The organism is Parapedobacter koreensis, assembly GCF_900109365.1.
GTDB lineage: Bacteria > Bacteroidota > Bacteroidia > Sphingobacteriales > Sphingobacteriaceae > Parapedobacter > Parapedobacter koreensis.
Genome location: NZ_FNZR01000017.1, coordinates 1 through 18143, shown reverse-complemented (window position 1 = coordinate 18143; position 18143 = coordinate 1). Strand labels below are relative to the sequence as shown.

Annotated in this window: 10 protein-coding genes and 1 pseudogene; all 11 read right to left on the bottom strand. The window is 46.5% G+C overall.

All coding sequences use genetic code 11. The features are described from left to right. A pseudogene (locus tag BMW65_RS23455) lies at positions 1–1375 on the bottom strand (hypothetical protein); the annotation flags it as partial. A gap of 82 nt (positions 1376–1457) precedes the next feature. Continuing rightward, positions 1458–4076: a hypothetical protein gene (locus tag BMW65_RS23450; protein WP_177181290.1), complete on the bottom strand. Its 2619-nt coding sequence runs from the start codon at positions 4074–4076 to the stop codon at positions 1458–1460. A gap of 35 nt (positions 4077–4111) precedes the next feature. After that, complete coding sequence (locus tag BMW65_RS23445) at positions 4112–6247, bottom strand: hypothetical protein (RefSeq protein WP_090609415.1); 2136 nt, start codon at positions 6245–6247, stop codon at positions 4112–4114. 41 nt (positions 6248–6288) lie between these two features. Continuing rightward, positions 6289–8481, bottom strand: a complete 2193-nt coding sequence (locus BMW65_RS23440; protein WP_090609413.1) for a hypothetical protein — start codon at positions 8479–8481, stop codon at positions 6289–6291. Between the two features lie 48 nt (positions 8482–8529). Further along, on the bottom strand, positions 8530–9960 hold the full coding sequence (locus BMW65_RS23435; protein WP_090609412.1) for a RagB/SusD family nutrient uptake outer membrane protein: 1431 nt from the start codon (positions 9958–9960) through the stop codon (positions 8530–8532). 83 nt (positions 9961–10043) lie between these two features. Continuing rightward, on the bottom strand, positions 10044–13316 hold the full coding sequence (locus BMW65_RS23430) for a TonB-dependent receptor (protein WP_218145503.1): 3273 nt from the start codon (positions 13314–13316) through the stop codon (positions 10044–10046). A gap of 310 nt (positions 13317–13626) precedes the next feature. After that, positions 13627–14835, bottom strand: a complete 1209-nt coding sequence (locus tag BMW65_RS23425) for a FecR family protein (protein ID WP_090609409.1) — start codon at positions 14833–14835, stop codon at positions 13627–13629. Between the two features lie 29 nt (positions 14836–14864). Next, a complete protein-coding gene (locus BMW65_RS23420) occupies positions 14865–15431 on the bottom strand; it encodes an RNA polymerase sigma-70 factor (protein WP_177181289.1) in 567 nt (188 codons plus the stop codon). A 108-nt stretch (positions 15432–15539) separates the two neighbouring features. Next, complete coding sequence (locus BMW65_RS23415) at positions 15540–16703, bottom strand: glycerate kinase (protein WP_090609406.1); 1164 nt, start codon at positions 16701–16703, stop codon at positions 15540–15542. Between the two features lie 12 nt (positions 16704–16715). Further along, entirely contained in the window at positions 16716–17606 is an 891-nt protein-coding gene (locus tag BMW65_RS23410; protein ID WP_090609404.1) for a 2-hydroxy-3-oxopropionate reductase, read from the bottom strand. A gap of 24 nt (positions 17607–17630) precedes the next feature. After that, on the bottom strand, positions 17631–18143 hold a 513-nt coding region (locus BMW65_RS23405; RefSeq protein WP_090609403.1), incomplete at its 5' end, for an L-lactate permease.

Below are 18143 nucleotides of genomic sequence, written 5' to 3'. Positions count from 1 at the left end.
TCCGCGCACCACGCACCGTAAGCGGTGCCGCCTCCAGCTCCGTCAGCCCGCAAGCGTCTTCCGCCGTATACGTCAGCCGCGGGAACTCCCTGCCCGATTGGTTGTCTTCACCCACCTCCGCCCATACCGGACGAACGATATGCACCATCTTCCAGTGCGCAACCCACTTCCCGCTAGCCCCGGCAGCCTGCTCCCGCCGCGCACCCGAAAGGGCCTTATCCATGCCCGCCGCGACCCCAGCCGCAGAACCCACCGGGATGTTCGGCTCCATGCCCCCCTGCCACAAAGCCGTATTGCCATCCATATCCGGCGTGTTAACCGCCCGCCGGACCCTGTCCTCGTAATTCCGCATGTAACCGTAACCCATCGTGATTTCCTCGATGTTCGGGTGGACAAATCCCCTGTCCCAGCCCATCGCGTCCGAAACGCTGTTGATGTAGTCCCAGCGCCCCGTGTTGAACCCGACGAAATGTTTGCCAAGCGCCGCGCGGATTTCCATCAGCTGGAACGTCGCCTCAAGCTGCTCAACCAGCACGTAGGCCCTGATGCTGCCCCTTCCCAATCCCAGCCGGTCTTCCAGCGTCCCGAGCATCGAGGCCCACAGCGCCGCCTCCCCCGCCGTCTGTATCTTGGGAAGGTACAGCACGATGGACGAACCGGATGCCTGGAGCGTCCGGTAGTTGTTAACCACGTACAGCACCAGATCCACTATCGACGCCGCCATCGGGGAACCGTCCCCCGAACGGACATGCCGGTCAGCAAGGTGAAGCCCCCGGACACGGAATATGCGCGTCGTGAAACCCAGCTGCCAGCGCCAGTCCGTGACAATCTCCCGCCCGAGGAAGCCCAACGACCACCGGTTCATCTCCCCGGACACCCCCTCGGCGACACGATGGAACAGCGGATCGTTCCCGTAGGCCAGCTTCAGGTTCCGCTGGCTGTCCAGCGACATCGTCCCTGCCTGGCCCAGCGCGTCCTCCCCGTCGAACATCCAACCGTCGGCCCCAGAAAGCAGCGCGTAGGCAACGTTCCGAAGGCCCGCTTCAACCGATGCCCCGGGACGCGACGCGGGGCCCGTCCCCTGGATCCACTGCCGACGCAAATCATCCGGGATCGCGCCCCCCTCGAACCGACCCGAACGCGCGTCTCCCACCTTTATCGACGTGCCGGGAATGTACGAATCCCACGGAAGGAAACCTATCCTTTCCCCCAGCTGGTAGCGTGAAAGCCTCCGCCCGAGACGGTCGGACATCGCCGATTTGATGGCACCGTTGAAAGGAAGCAAGGCCTCCAGTGTTTCAAGAACATCCAAGGTATAGATGTCGCTGTAAGAGTCTAAAAAGTTACCTTGAATTTTTATATCGCTATGCTTCATGTTGTATACACTGAATAAATAACTATTGAACATCGTTCCCAAATATACATTTACGCTGCCTTTGGGACTCAATGAAAAGTGATTACCTAATTAATTTTACAATAATATATGGCGTCTCTTCATTCAAATCGGGATATATACGGCCATTCCCTGCGTCGTCCATCATTTCAATGAAATACATATAATCCCATGTCGGGTCGATCTCGCCTGCTGCAACCACCGCACTATAGGTGTCTGCTGATCCTGAACGCAACATCGGAAGTGTTTTATATGGCTTTTCCTGATTGACGCTCCGGTGCCTGAGGCGAACCCATTTGACACCTGCTGGAGCTTTAATAGTTACCGTGATTTTAAGTGGCTCACCAACCGGGTTTGTTACTACTGGATCGTGTACCACATTAAATAGCTGGCCTTTGTCGGAAGCCGTTTGATAACGTGGTGCTGTACGTATAGCAGCGCCTGTCGTCGGCATTTCGTCCCTTTTTTGTTCCAACTCACGCAACCCTCTTTCAAGGGCTTCGAGTTCATCCTTCCAGTGCCCGCAAAGTCCTGCGTTGCATACACCGAACAGTAAATCATCGTTAAATACATCTTTTGACGCAGCTACTATTTGGCTCCAAGCCGTTATAGCCTCGCGTTCAAAAGCTATGGCATCATCCAAAGCGGTTACATCCTTGGTTTTTTCAAACAAACAGTAACTGACAGCCGCAGGTATTCTGCGGGAATGAAACAATGCCAGATTCGAAAGGATTTTAAGGTCTGCGATGGTGACCTCCAGCTCGCGATTCCGTTCGTTTGGCATATATTTTTCGGCTTCGGAAACCAATCGATTAATGTCTTGTGAAACCTGTTCAAACCAGCGGCTGTTTTCTGACGGCAGTATCCGGGGCTCTTCCCCTCCATCAACCAGTAAATTGGCTTCGTCAGTAAAATTCGCAAATTGCTGCATATCGCTAAACTCCGCTGTTGAATACGCAGGCAAATCTCCAAGCCGTTCTTTTTCAGGCCATCCCCTGGTCATTGGAAATTCACGGTAAGGGAAAACGGATGTCACAATCCTTGGCAATACCCAACTGGCTTTATGGAGGGCCTGCTCAATAATAGGTCCCACTTCATTACCGAATCGCTTTTGAAACGCTTTCTCCCATACCTCCGGCGAAGTATCTGGATTGTAGCCCATGCGTCCAAATGTTTGAAAGAAATGCCAATACCGCTCAAATTCATAATCGTAATACTGATAATCCGGTTTTATTAATTCAAACGGCTGGGCATCATGAGGCTGGGCCTCCATCTTTGTTGCAAGCGGTTCGTTTACTTCAAACCCCTCCCCGTCATACAAATGGGTCGCTTCCACGAACCTTTTTACATACGCTGGACTTCCCCAAAGCAGCATCCGCGATGTTCCTCCGTTCCAAAGACGCCAATGCATTTTATACTTCTGTGGATACCTCAGCAAATAAGCATAACTATGCCTGATAGGACTTTCTTCAGGGTTAGTCTTCGTTGGATGGTATGGCATTCCCATTTGTTCCATCCAAAACTTAGTAGTGAGCCGGAAATTCACCCCTATTTCCAACGCATCATCAATAATCTGATCTGGCAATTCCTTCGCACGTATATCCAGTCGGAGATTGGGAGCGGTCTTTTTAACCATGCGGAAAATTTCAGGAAAAAAGACCAATTGTTCCGCTGCGGTCAGGCCTGATTCCCAATGAACCCTTAATTGTATTCCGTCAAGCCCAGGGACAACCTTAATAAACTTCTCCATGCCTGCTTTCGTATAGGCCGTCAAGTTATCCGCAGTAACTCCCCAAACAAGGTGTTCTTGGGGTTGATTTGGCGCTTCCTTATATTCGGGAACTCCTCCTCCCTGAACCCCACCACGGTAGATGTGGTCCCAGATACCAACCGAAAACCGAATACCTCGTTCATGTGCCATCTCAACGAGGCGGTTAAGCATTGCCAAATTGCGTTTTTGCTGCCCACTATCGATACCTACCATATGCACATCCGGGAATCCATCAACATCAAAAAAATAAGGATAAACGGGAGCTAAAAAGCCACCATTTTCATAGCCAAAGATCAAAACCAGGGAGTTAAATCGATTCTTAGCCAGTGTATTCAGGTACCGATCCCAATAAGCTTCATCATAAAACCGGCTTTCCCAATAGGCACGATTCATGGTATAGATGGAGATCGCCCGTTCGGCTGCGTCCGGTTTTTCCGTCACTTCCACAATCGCTGTCAAGGGCTCTTGCGAATCAGTGGCCCAACTTATTCGTTCTGCCACGTCTAAAAGGCCATACATTAGCCCCCGATTGTCTGAGCCGGCAATCACCCATCCGGGCCTACCGTCAAAACGTGTTGACCAAATCGCTAAGGATTCGGGCTCCGCAGGCACAGCACGATTTTCTGCAACCAGCAGCTGTGCCGCTGCACCGTTTCCTTCCGACAAACCCACCACTACGATATGCTTGCCTTGCGCTTCCTCAATCGATCCAACGGTCTCAAATGATATACGCTTTGCCCGCAGTTCATTCGTTATCTCAGCCAAGCCATGGTTCACTGGTTCTCCTGGACCGGTATCAGTGACAATAGAAATCTGCGGCTTATTGGTCAATGCATCACAACCAAACTGCGACACGAGCATCAGAAAAACGAAAAGTTGGCCAACTTTTCTTAGACATTTTTTTTTTCTCATAAAAAATCAATAAGGTATAATTAACACTTACATAACTACTTAGCAGGAAGATACGTCGAATTTCTTGCTATTTCGATGTCCCGTTCCACATCGGGTCTCAACCGCTCCCAATGAAAACGCGATTTGTCGCCAGTTGCATTCCGCACTCCTTCATGAGGATAAGCGTAGGCCGCCAATGGCATATCCCGGTATAATGGTCGGGCTTGCCCTACGACTTCATCCCAATAGCCAAGTGCTTTTTTCAAATGGCCTATGGCTTGTTGTTTGTGCTGTTCGCCTCCAAGCAAGCGATAGGTCTGCAAGGCTACTGCCCCTCTTAGTTTTTGTGCAAAGTACAGCCCCAGATTTGCCCAGATTTTAATATCCGCCACCTCGTATAGCAGTGGATTGCCATCCGGTAAATCAATATGCTGGACTAGCGCTAAGGCTTTTCCGCAATCCGTTTCCAACATGCCTGCCAACAACAGCGGTGTAATCCGATTATCCGCTATTGATTTGCCTGCCTTTGAGCTATTTACATACTCATAAACAGACATATAAGATGAATCCGCAGGAAGTTGATTGATTTGCCTATCAATGGAAATAAACCGCATTTCATTATCTTCCATCGCCAGAAATCCTTCACTATAAAGCGAGAAATCCCATGTAAAATCAAAAGAAGAAGCAAGACGCAGCGGCGTTTTCCCTGACAATGCTGACGCTTCCAATAATCCTTCTCCTGCCATGCCGTAACGCCTAATAAATTCGGATTGGAACACCACATCCGGCGTAGCAGGATTATACAAGAGCCGGCCCCATAATTTATAGAATAGCCATTGCCGTTGGAAAGCATATTTCCATTGGATCGCAGAATTGGGTTTAGAAAAGTAATCTTTAGCTGGAATATATCCTTCCGAGCCTACAAAATACCCGCCAACATAAGGATAATTGTTTGTGGCAATATGCTTGCGAATGAAATCCGGCACCCCCCAGCGCAGGCAAAAGAAATCCTCATTACGCACCATCCAAGCAATTTTATAATTTTCGGGTTCCGGTTTGAAATAGGTGTCACTCAATTGCCCCCCGTGTACTTTAATCAATTTCGTGGAAGAATGCCCATGTGACCAATTAAATTTTACTTCAGCCCATATTGGTTTTTCGAGATAATCTATTTTTTCCATCGATTCACGGGTCAGTTGTTCCACATTTATAGGACCAGATTCGCTGCCCTCGGAATTAACTTCAAGCGGCACCCGATGGATAAGCTTCGCTCTGCGCTTAGCGAGCTTCATCCCTTCCAATATAGTCGTTTCGAACCAATCTTGGCGTTCCTTGGGAGACATTCCCCGCATCGCCTCGCCATGTGTAAAACCGATGCCCGTTAAATCCGGATATTCTTCCAGCACCTGTGTAACACATTCGCGCGTATAGCGTTTGATGACTTCCGCGGTATCTCCCATGCCGTAATGGATCCGCGCTTTCCCGTCTGGAATTGAAACACCGTGGGCCTTAGCAAACGTGGGGGTAACGAAGATATTCCAATTGACGATGTATGTTTCAATGCCACGTTCCTTAGCCAACCTAAACAATCCCCTGTACAGCGTTTGCCACGCTGCCATCTCCTGATCATCAAAAGGGCTAGCTTCCGGAAAATTGCGGGGTCTAATCATATAAGGGAAGGGATGTAGGTTCCAAAGTGTGAGTGTGTTGAAACGATTTTCAACCATCATATCTAAAAATGTCTCCCAGTAACCCAAGTCCTTGCAAGTTTGCAGATGCAGTTCCATGGCATACCCTTCACGATATGCATCCCACGGCAGGTTGAACTTGATAGCACGGAAACTTAAATGAGGATGCTCTTTTTTTTCTTTGATGTTTTTTAGCGCGATGCCGTTCTCCAAATCCTCAACCACCGATAAGCTACCATAAATAAGCCCCCTTACATCGCCCCCAGTTATCCTGATTTGATTCCCTTCAAGTCTGATTGAAAAGGCCTCTACAGTCATCTCGATGGTATCCAAGAGGAGAGATATTTGAAAATTTGATTCGTTGGCATTCCCGACGAGATAACCTTTATTCAATATCGCTTCCTCCAATTTCCTTGCCGCATAGGTTGCTTGAGGCACCACATTGTCATGTTGTATGTAGACGCGCTCAGGTCTCTGTCCATAGGTACAAAGGGCAAGAAACATCAGTATTATAAAAGTAATTTTCGACATATCAATCGCTGGCCTTAGTCCGTCAATCCAACAATCTTTTTTGCAATTTGGATATCTCTCAGTACCTGTGGTCGTAGTTGTTCCCAACCAAATACCTGGAATTCAGATCCCCAACGTTCGGTACTCACATGTGGTGTTGGAAAATATCGCCCATTGGTATAGGCAACCACTTGATCCCAATGTCTCAAGCATCCTTCCAACAACGCGATAGCGTTATGTCCTTGTGCCTCATCCCCGCTTTTTTGGTACAATTCCAGCGCAACTCCGGCCTTCAGTTTGTCTGCGAAATAAAGTCCCAGGTAACTCCACGTAGCCAAGTCTTCCAATTCCGAACCGAGCGCGCCGGAGTATTCATTCACATGTCGCTTCAATGAGTCGATCAGCTCAAGCGCACGTTTACTGTCGGCCTCGGAGGAAGCTGCCAGTGCCAAAGGGGTAATCTTGCCAGGAGGAATGATTTCCTCGCCCAGAGACAGCCGTACGAAGCTGGGTATATCAAGCATATTCGGATCCAAAGTTTCGTGGTGAATGAATTCGTCTATCGCAATAAAAGGAGATGAACGGTCAAAAAAATCGGTGGAAGAAGGCTCCGCCTCGATAAACCCTTCCGCATAGAGGGTATAGTCCCAAGTAGAACGATGGAAAGATGCCAGCCGCAACGGCATATTACTGGCCAATTTGTAAGCCTCCAGCAATTTATGCCCCACCTGATTTCCATAGCGCAAGTCAAAAGCCGTAGCAAAAATCTCGTCGGGTGTGTCGGGTTGATACAGCAGTCTACCCCATACTTTGTAGAAAAACCATTGCTTTTCAAAGGCATATTGCCATGTTTTATCGGATGAAGGCCGCTGGGAGTAATCCATGGCTGGGATATATCCTTCCGACCCAATAAAGTACCCATTGACATAAGGGTGGTTATTAACGGAGATGTGTTCCCTAATAAAGTCAGGTTGTCCCCAACGTAGGATAAAGAAATCCTCATTGCGAACCATCCATTGTATCCGGTAATTTTCCGGCAAAGGCTCCCAAAACCTATCATCAAGTTCGCCTGAATGGTAATCATGAGATATAGCCAAAACCGGAGTGGAATGCCCGTGCGACCAGTTAAATTTAATCTCTACCAATACCGGTTCGTCGAAAGCAGCCTTGTCAATAAGGTTTCGCATGGCCATCGGGTCGCCCGCAAGAACCGATCGGTGAATAAATTTGACTGGCCGCTTTGCTGTCTTTATTCCCCTAACGAACGTTTCTTCAATCCAATCTTCCCTTTCCTGCGGTTCCATACGCTCATTAAAATTGCCCATCCAATCCGCCAATGTCACCCCTAGGCCCGTCAAATCTTCATATTCATTGATCAATTGCGTGACCGATTCACGCGTGTATTGTTTCACTTGTTCGGATCGGTCGCCGTATTCTTTTACTCCGTACGCTTCTGCAAATTCTGGAGACACCACGATGTTCCAATTCACAATGAACGTTTGGATACCCCGCTCTTTTGCCATGCGAAACAACGTCTTCCAGAACATTTGCCAGTCTGCTAGCTCAGCATCGTCAAAAGGCGTCGCTTTTGGAAAGTTTTTGGACTTGATCATGTACGGAAAAGGATGGTTATTCCAAAGGGAAAGTACGTTCAGACGATTTTCAACCATCATGTCCAGGAAACGTTCCCAAAAGGCAAGATCCCTACATGTATGCATATGCACTTCCGTTGCCCCGCTTGTTCGGTAAGGAGACCAAGGGAGGTTGAATTTGACGATCCGATAAGCAAACCCAGGATTGATAAGTTTACCTGGTATTGAAGAAAATGTCCCTTTTGTCTGGGCATATTCCATCACATCCAAAAGACCATACAGGCTTCCGACGGCATCGGTTGACAAGATAAGCAATGTCTTTCCCTCGTTGATCCAGCGGTATTTATAGCCCTCTTCCTGAATATCGGAAAAGTCTGTCGATTCAAGATATGGCGCCAGTAATGAGGGGACACTTTCATTGGCAGAAAGTACCCAAACGGTCGGCATCTCGGTCACCTGATCTTTATGATAAGTTCTCACCGCCAATCCTTGGCGGATTAAGGTCTGGCGCAGCAGATTAACACCATAGTTGACCGGCTCGACTTCCGTGTCGAATACAATGGTCACCTTTGCCTGCACATTCATGTCAAACACAAAGGAAAACAATGCAATAAATACAATCTTCAAGATACTCATTCGGACATGGTTTAATTAACGAATATAACGGATCACGACGGAAACTCCTTATTCATATCCCGGATTTTGGGGCAATATCTGCGGATTATTAACCACCTGCAATTGTACAAGTGGAATTGGAAAAATGGTCATATGTGGTTCCATGCCATAAGCAGCCATTGTACGATAAGCGCTACCTGTCCGTACTAAATCAAACCACCTATGCCCTTCAAAAGCAAGTTCAAGTCGGCGTTCGGTGTAGATTTTCTCCCGGGCATCATCCGGCGAAAGATCAGCATACCCTTCCAAACCCGCCCGCTCACGTACCTGATTCAAATAATCCAAGGCTTCATCCGTTTTACCATTTTCGTTCATCGCTTCGGCCAACATCAGCAAGACATCAGCATACCGGATTACTTTCCAATTCGCCTTGCTATCGTTCGTCGTCGCCACTGGCGTCATGTATTTTTTTGTAAAAGAACGTACCTGTTGCGAAGGCAAAGGAATAAAATTGCCATTTTCGTCCGTAATACCACGCGCCACTGTGATATCTTTTCGTAGATCCTCATCAACAAATATTTCAAACAAAGCATCTGTCGGGTTTTGGTTGTCACTTCTAACACCATTTACCCCAAAGTGGTCGCTGATGAATGGGACATTGGGGCAAAAATTATTGGTAAAGATGCTGCCCATGTTCATGCCTTCCTCATATTCAGCGTCAAAGATGTATTCACTATGATGTTCAGACGAGTAGTCGAACAAATCATTAAAATTGTCTAAAAGCGCATATCCAAGTGTAGTTACTTCAGCCAACTTGGCCTCGGCATTGACAAAATCATGCCTTGTCAGGTATACCTTACCAAGCAACGCCTTTGCAGCACCTGACGTCGCCCTTCCCACGTCCACACCAGTATATCGATTTGCCAGCAAATTCTCTGCATCAAGCAAATCACTTATGATCAGACCATTGTATACTTCATCTACACTTGATCTCCCAATTTGATACGACTCCTCTTCCGTGATTACCTTGGTAATCAAAGGTACATCGCCGAAGATCCTAACCAAATCGAAATAAGCTAGCGCACGCAAAAATTTCGCTTCTCCGATGTGACGATTTTTATTGGTGACAACTGCGGGATCTGCCGACTCGATCCGTTCGAGCACCATATTTGCACGATTGATCATGGTATAATAGTTTGCCCAGCTGTTCTGAAGGATGCCCGCCGAATTATCCAGTGTAAAATCATTCATGAAATCAGTTGCCGTCCCTTTATACATCTGTGCTTCTGAATCGTCTCCCCGTAAATCCCCAAACTGCCAAAAGTTTTGGTATTGATCAGCAAAAGCCCTATAAATGCCCACCACCGCATCTTGGTAATCCTTATCAGTTGTGTAAACTGCATCGATATCCACCGTGGATATGGGAGATATCTCTAAAAAACCACTATTACACGCGCTCATTACAATTGACGCGACGATTATATAAGCTAACTTTTTCATATCAATAAGTTATTAATGGTGTTTCCCAACGTATATGACGGAAATACACTACATTCATCCTCTTAAGTTTATAATTTTGCTATTCAAAATGTCAAATTTATGCCCAACAGCAAGCTTTTCGCCGTGGGATAGTCGTTTTGATCAACGCCGGGTTCCAATGTATTACCACTGAAATCAACATCTGGATTAAAGCCCGTATATTTGGTAAAAATAAAGGGGCTATTGGCTGTCAAATATACCCGCAAAGCGTTAATATTAAATCGTTTATATAATCTATCGGGAATTACATAGGATAATGTAATGTTGTTTATACGGAGATAAGATGCATTATCGAGCCACTGTTGGCTGTAGGTTCCACGGTAATTACCCGTCGGGGCATTATTAGGTCTGGGGGTCTTTCCATCACCGGGCTCTTCTGCTGATTTCCAAAAATCATTCAAGAAAGCGAGTTGCCTGTACCGTGCCCGCGTATTAGCCGATGATACCCTAGATATCGCGAGAATTTCACTTCCATACGAACCTTGCAAGCTGATACTTAAACTAATATTTTTATAAGAAAACCGATTGGTCATCCCATAAAAGAAATCCGGATATGGCGATCCCATAATCGTCTTGTCATTTACATCAATAATCCCGTCAGGCACACCATTGGGACCACTGACATCTTTGAACCGGATATCGCCCATACGGGAGGCATCCCTGGCGCCCGGATTGTAGATTGGGCCTTGATCTAATTCAGCTTGGTTCATAAAAATTCCATCGGTCAACCATCCGAAATACATGCCTATCGGCTGTCCAATCATGGTGATACTTCCCCCGGCATAAATCGGGTCCCCATTCGGACCGAGCTTCACCACCTCATTGCGATAGGTAGAAATATTAAAGTCTGTCATCCATTCAAAAGGGCCATCTATGTTTATCGAATTTACGGTAAACTCCAAACCTGTGTTTTTGACTTCGCCAATATTCAATAGCTTATTGTTGAATCCCGTAGTAGCAGGTATACGAGTATTCAACAACAAATTGTAATTTCTGGAATTAAAATAGTCGACGGTCAACTGCAACCTGCTGTTGAAAACAGCCAAATCAGCACCGAAATTAAACTGGCGCTGGGTTTCCCACGTCAATAATGGGTTCGCGATCCGCTCTGGGGCATAACCTGAAATTTCCTGTCCGCCAAACGGATATTTCAGATAGTTAATAGTCCCTTGGTGTTCATAGTTACCGATATTGTTATTGCCTGTTATGCCAAAGCTCGCTCTGAGTTTCATATCACTGATAAATTGTATCGGCTCCATGAAATTCTCATCGGAAATACGCCATGCCAACGCCGCAGATGGGAAAACTCCCCATTTTTTTTCTTGGCCAAAACGCGATGAACCATCTGTACGGATAGACGCTGTGACGTAGTACTTATTATTAAAATTATAGTTCGCTCTCGCCAGATACGAAAGCATCGACCATTCGCTGATGTCGGACGACCCATCCGTAATAATTCCGCTCGTAGCACTCAATGTAGGCACCAAGTTATTGGGAAATTGGTTGCTGAAAAGAAAGTTGGTTTCGAGCTGATCATGCTGTGCCGTGAAACCGACCAATCCTTCGATGTTGTGCCGATTAAAAGCTTTTCTATAATTGAGCGTATTTTCTGTGATCCAATTGATTCCCATGGAGGTATCATCCCTTCCTGATGCGGGGACGTTAAAGAAGGCCGAATTCATGGGCTCGAAGTAAGCCTGCTTAAAATTAATTAAATTACCGCCGAATAACGTGTTGAATTTTAGGTTGTCCGTGATAAGATACTCTGCGTTAATATTTCCTAAAAAGCTTATTCCCTTTCGACTGCTCTGAATTTCCCTGGCTACGGCCAGCGGGTTCGGAAAATTACCTTGCGCTTCGAGACCTGAAAAAAGGAAATACTCACCATTTTTATCATAATTTCCATTTTCATCTACCAGCAGTGGATAGAAATTGTGTACATGTAGCGCACCTCCCACTGCACTTCTATCCTCCACAGTGCTGTTTGGCCCACCAGCCGGCACAAGATCCCTATGCGTAAAAGAAGGGTTGAGATTGAGTTTTACTGTCAACCGCTTTGATAATTGTGCATCAAAATTCGCACGAAGGGAATAGCGCTTAAAATCATTGTTGATCACGATCCCTTCCTGATCCAAATATTCCCCGCTTATTGCATACCTAATCGATTGATTTCCTCCGGTAGCCGAAAGCTGATATTGCTGCATAGGAGCCGTCTGTAAAATCTCATCCAACGCTTCATAATCATTCGTATTGCGACCGTCCAAAACATCGAGGGATACTTGAGGCACTTTAATTGGCCATGTTTCGGGTAGTCCCGAGACATCATTTCCCTCATCTATATTCTGATTTTTAATACCGTAGTAGGAATAGATAGCACTCTCCATTGCATTCATGTATACTGGCTTCTTTTCAAGCCGTTGGAACCCAAAATAAGTATCAAAACTGATGCTTGTCCTTCCTTCGGAACCTCGTTTTGTGTTGATCAGTACCACGCCGTTCGCTCCCCGTGATCCATAGATAGCTGTAGCAGATGCATCTTTCAAAATATCCATACTCTCGATATCGTTCGGGTTCAGGTTGTCAATGTTTGAGGTGGGAAACCCGTCAATCACGTATAATGGGTCTGACCCGGCAGAAATACTGCCGATGCCCCTTATTCTTATTTTGGGGGCTGCACCCGGTTCTCCTGATACGGGTTTGACATGAACCCCCGATGCTTTTCCCAATAAGGCTTGATCGACACGGGTAGCAGCCAGGTCCCTAATTTTGTCTATACCCACCGAGGAAACAGAACCCGTAAGATCTTGTCTCCGCTGTACACCGTAGCCAACGACCACTACTTCACCCAAATCGCTTACCTGCTCTTTCAAAGACACATTTATCACGCTTACTGATGATAGCGGTGCTTCAAAAGTTTCATACCCCACAATGGTAAACACCAAGGATCCGGTGTCAGCTGTAGGCAACATCAATCGGTAATAGCCCTCAGCATCAGACGTCGTGGCGATGCTACGTCCTTTTAGCGAAATCGTGACGCCTTCCAGCGGCTCCCCTTGTTCGTTCGTTACCCGTCCAGTGATTTCACGCTGAACCGGGACAATTTGCTTGGAGACAACAATCGTATTATTTCGAAGTCGGTACCGCAATCCCGTATTTCTAAACGATTCATTCAAAATATATTCTACGGATTTTTCAACAGCGTGTACCTGGATAAGGGGAGCATCCGCTAGGTCCTCATCGTTGTAAATAAACTGATAGTCAGTCTCCCGTTGGATAATCTGGAACAATTTAACAAGCTTTTCATTAGTCAAGTTCACGGTCAGCCGATATTGTGGGGATGACCAGGCAACCATTGCTGTCAACATAAAGGCAAATGACATACAGCCGAATCTGACCTTCCTACCAAAGTAAGCATGAGGTATCATCATAATTCATTATTAAATGGTTAATCAATCAGTTTTTAATTGGCAATCCCTTGCTTTCCGGGATTTGTAATGGAAACAATAGGAAATGGAAAACGGGTGACACGTGCTATAAAAAAAATTCAGGTTCACAAAAACGACTTATAAAGCCAATCGCCTTGCAATGATTACAAAGCAAGGAAAACATATTGGCACTAAAAAAATGCTATTTTGCTTTGTTGACAAGCAATTGATTATTCTTTAAGGAGAATCTTACTTTTGCCGTTTCTGTAATGATATCCAACAGGGTTTGGATATCGGTATAGCGCTGTAATCGACCTGTAAAACGGTAATTCTTGGTTTCCGGATCTACAAAGTGGGGATGGATGTCATACCAACTGGAAAGTTCTGCCAGTAACGATTCCAATCGCTCGTTCTCAAATACAAAAAGCCCCTGTCTCCAGGCCAATACTTTGTTTGCGTCTGTTTTTTGGATAATCATTGGCCGATCATCGTCTACAATTACTTCAAAACCAGGCTGTAATTGTATCATGTGCTTACGTTTGATATCCATTACTGTTACCGAACCGCTAAGTAAGGCTGTTCTTTCGACACCATTACCAGGATAGGATCTAACATTAAAGTGTGTTCCTAATACTTGGATACGGGATTTGCCAGTCATGACAATAAATGGCCTGGTTTTATCCTCAGCAACTTCAAAATAAGCTTCCCCATGCAATGTCACACGCCGTTCTGATACCTCGAAAGCGGTAGGATATTGAATCGAGGACGAAGCATTCAACCAGACCTTTGTACCATCGGCGAGTACCAAATTATACGTACGAGCAGCCGGTGTCATGACAGTATGGGCGACAGGCCTTCCCCGAACGGGTGTTTCCTTTGCGAAATATGACAACCCTTGTTTATCCCGGTTTATCTGGGTTCCATCCACCTCATGCCATACCTCAGTCTCATCATCCAATACCACCCTTTGCCCATCTCCCGTGACCAATGTGACCCCACTCGGAACTGATAGCCCACCCACTGGAAGCTCATCAGCAGCCGATACAGTAGCAGTCTGAACAGGTTCTTGTTTATCAGAAAGGTAGAAAACAACCCCAACAGCAAGCACGAGCACCACAAACCCAGCCGCAATCCGCCATGCAAAAAATTTCCGTTTATGGATACTGGTGCTGTGCATTACTTGACCTTGTAATCGCATCCATAAGGCATCGGACTGGGCATTATCTGGCCATTGTTTTAATTGGCGACTGGTATAATCACCGTTAGTCAACTTATTCCAAAGGTGCCTGTTACTCAAATCAGCCGTTCTCCAGTTTTCCAAAACGACCATTTCCTCCTCACTAATTTCATTACGCAAGTACTTGCCGATTAACTCAGCAATTTCAAAATTAATATAGTCGCTTTGGCTCATTTCTCTTGTAGTGAAGAACAATCAAACCGTCAAATTGGGTGACGCAATTTTTGCAGTATTTCTGTTACCAATATTACCAATCCCGGCGATAAGTCCTTTAAGAACATCCTAAGATTCCGCAATGCTCGTAGTTTTTGTGTTTTCACCGTGTTGATGGAGATATTCAGTTGTTTTGCAACCTCTTGATTACTCATTCCTTCAAAATAGCTTAGTAGCACAACTTCCCGACAAGCCACAGGAAGTTTTTCAATGGCGTTGTATAAATTATTTAAGACCTCTGCTTCGATAATTTTGGCCATCATGATAGGACTTTCAATTGGCTCTTCTTGCCTGGAAAGGTATTTTTCTACAACTTTGTTATGTTTATATTCATTTCGACAAGAATTTTTCACACACAAGTATAGGAAAGCTTTTACAGCCATCATATCATTGAAACTTTCCCTGCGGTTCCACAGCTTTACAAAAGCGTCCTGCACAATGTCTGCCGCCATAGCTTCATCATGTACAATGGTTGTCGCTAAATAAAGCAAACGCTTGTTGAATAGATCAAAAATGGCCTTAAAGGCAGGTTCGCCGCCATTTTTGAACTGGATCATGAGCTGTTTGTCGTCCAAATTCAACGTTTCTTAATTGTTTAACCAAACTTAGGAATCAAATAATTAGTCGGGGTTAAATATAAGAAATTAATATAGAAAATTGTTGCATTATTGTTTGCGCATGGTATTCAGAGATTTCTGATGATAACAAGCGATAAAATTACCTATTTGCCTTGCTACGCGTTCAAGATTTTGGGCCGTCGTTTGCAATGCTTCTTCCAATGACATCGGACCGTTTCCCAAAGCCAGCATCATATCAAAATAATCTTCCAGTTCCTTTGCTTGATTGTTAGGGACAACCCCGGCGAGGCCAATAACCGGTATTGCCAATTGTTTTGCCTGCAGAGCAATGCCGTATGGACCTTTTCCATATAACGTTTGGGCATCAAGACTCCCTTCGCCGGTGATTACCAGGTTGCTTTTTTTCAGCGATTCCCTAAATTGCGTAAGTTTCAAAAAGTAATCAATACCATTGACCAATTGGGCATCCAATATCCCGTATAATCCTGCACTTGCACCGCCTGCTACCCCGCCGGAAGTCACCGCAGCGATGTCTCTTCCTGTTTTCCTTTCGATGATCGCCGCGTAATGCGTTAAAATGGCTTCCAGTTGTGTTAATTCGGCTGCCGAAACCCCTTTTTGCGGGCCGAAAACACGCGTTGCACCGTCTTGCCCTAGCAATGGATTTGCTACATCACAAAGTATATTTATTGTGCATGATGCCAACCGCTTATCCAACCCTGATGTGTCTATAGCATGTAACCGTTCTAATCCTATTGGAAGTTCATCAATCTCATCTCCCTCTTTGTCTAAAAATCGGACTCCGAGAGCCGCTAAGATGCCACTGCCGCCATCATTCGTTGCAGATCCCCCCATACCGAGTATGATTTCTTTCACTCCCTTATCTAATGCGGCTTTGATGAGTTGCCCTGTTCCATAAGAATTTGCCCGTAACGGTGCCAATGCCGAGTGGTGAAGTAAGTGCAATCCGGAAGCGTCAGCCATTTCAATAACCGCAATCGTCCGGTTTTCTATCAGTCCTATTGGTGCTTCCACCGACTCGCCCAATGGGTTTTTAACAGTAGCTATGAACGTCTCGCCTTTACATTTTTCTATAATTAGCTTACAGGTCCCATTCCCTCCATCTCCCACAGGGAAACATTCGCAGGTACAGGAAAGTTTACTTGCCAACAGTCCGTTCCGAATACTTATAGCGGCATCATGGGCATCAAGGGCGTGTTTAAATGCATTAGGTGCTATCAAAATGTGCATATCATTTTTCTGTCAATCGGTTATCCCTGCTAGTTTCTCTAGGAGCAATGCAAGTGCACTATGATCCAAATCACCGTCGCCAGCGGCGATTGCAGCATCCATGTGGGCAGCTACTTGGGAGGCACCGTATAGCGGAACAGCCAGTGCTTTTCCGGTCTGCAAAACGATGTTCATGTCTTTACGGTGTAGTTTAAGCCTAAATCCGGGTTCAAAACTTCGATTTATGATGCGATTGCCATGCAAATCCAGAATGCGGCTTTGGGCAAACCCACCCAGCAGTACTTCGCGTAGCTTTGCTTGGTTTACACCTGCTTTCTTTGCCAACGTAAACGCCTCCGCAACAGCCTGTATGGTCATCCCGACAATCAGTTGATTACATGCTTTTGCTGTTTGGCCCGCGCCCATTCCACCCATGTGCACGATATTTTTGCCCATTGCCTCAAAAATTGGCAATGCCCTTTCGAATGCGGCTTCACTTCCACCTACCATAATGGAAAGCGTAGCTGCCTCCGCTCCCACCTGCCCTCCGGATACCGGGGCGTCTAGTGCATCGACATTTCGTTCGGCCAAAGCGTTGCTCAATTTAATCGATACGGCGGGCGCTATGGTGGACATGTCGATAAACAGCGTGCCTTCCTTTATGCCTGTAAGCACGCCATTTGTACCGTACACCACTTCCTCCACATCGGGGGAATCCGGAAGCATCGTAATCAATACGTCGCTGGCTCCTGCCAGCGCACTATAGCCATCTACCACTTGCGCCCCAACTTTCTCCAATTCGCTTGATGCCTTACTGCTGCGGAGTATTAACAACTCATACCCCGCTTTTATCAAGTTTAGGGCCATCGCCTTGCCCATGATACCCAAACCAATAAATCCGATTTTTCTATTGTTATCTTGCATATATAAAAAATGAATTGAATCCGCTTATGGAGTTGGAACTACCTGTGTTTTTCTGGTACTGGCGACCAGCAGTGCAATGACCAGTACCACCGCGGCCACTATCCCCAGGTACAGGTAGCCCGCCGGACCGCCCGAGGCGGCATGCGCCTGCTGGCCCGCCGATGCCGTGTACTCCGGTATCAGCCACGTGAACACGTACGCCTGGGCCAGCACCAGCAACGAGATGAACAGCAGCATGATGAAGCTGTGCTTCACCGTGAAACGGAACAGTTCCGACTCCCGCCCGATTAATCCCCCAGCACCGGCCGCCACCGCTATCGACTGCGGCGAAATCATCTTCCCGACAACGCCCCCCGATACATTGGCACCCACCGTCACCACCGGGTCAACACCGATGGACGACGCCGTCGTCGACTGAAGCTTCCCGAAAAGCGCGTTGGCAGACGTGTCCGAACCCGTGATGAACACCCCAAGCCACCCCAGCAAAGGCGCGAAAAACGGAAACATCACCCCAGTGCCCGCAAGCGCGTTGGCCAT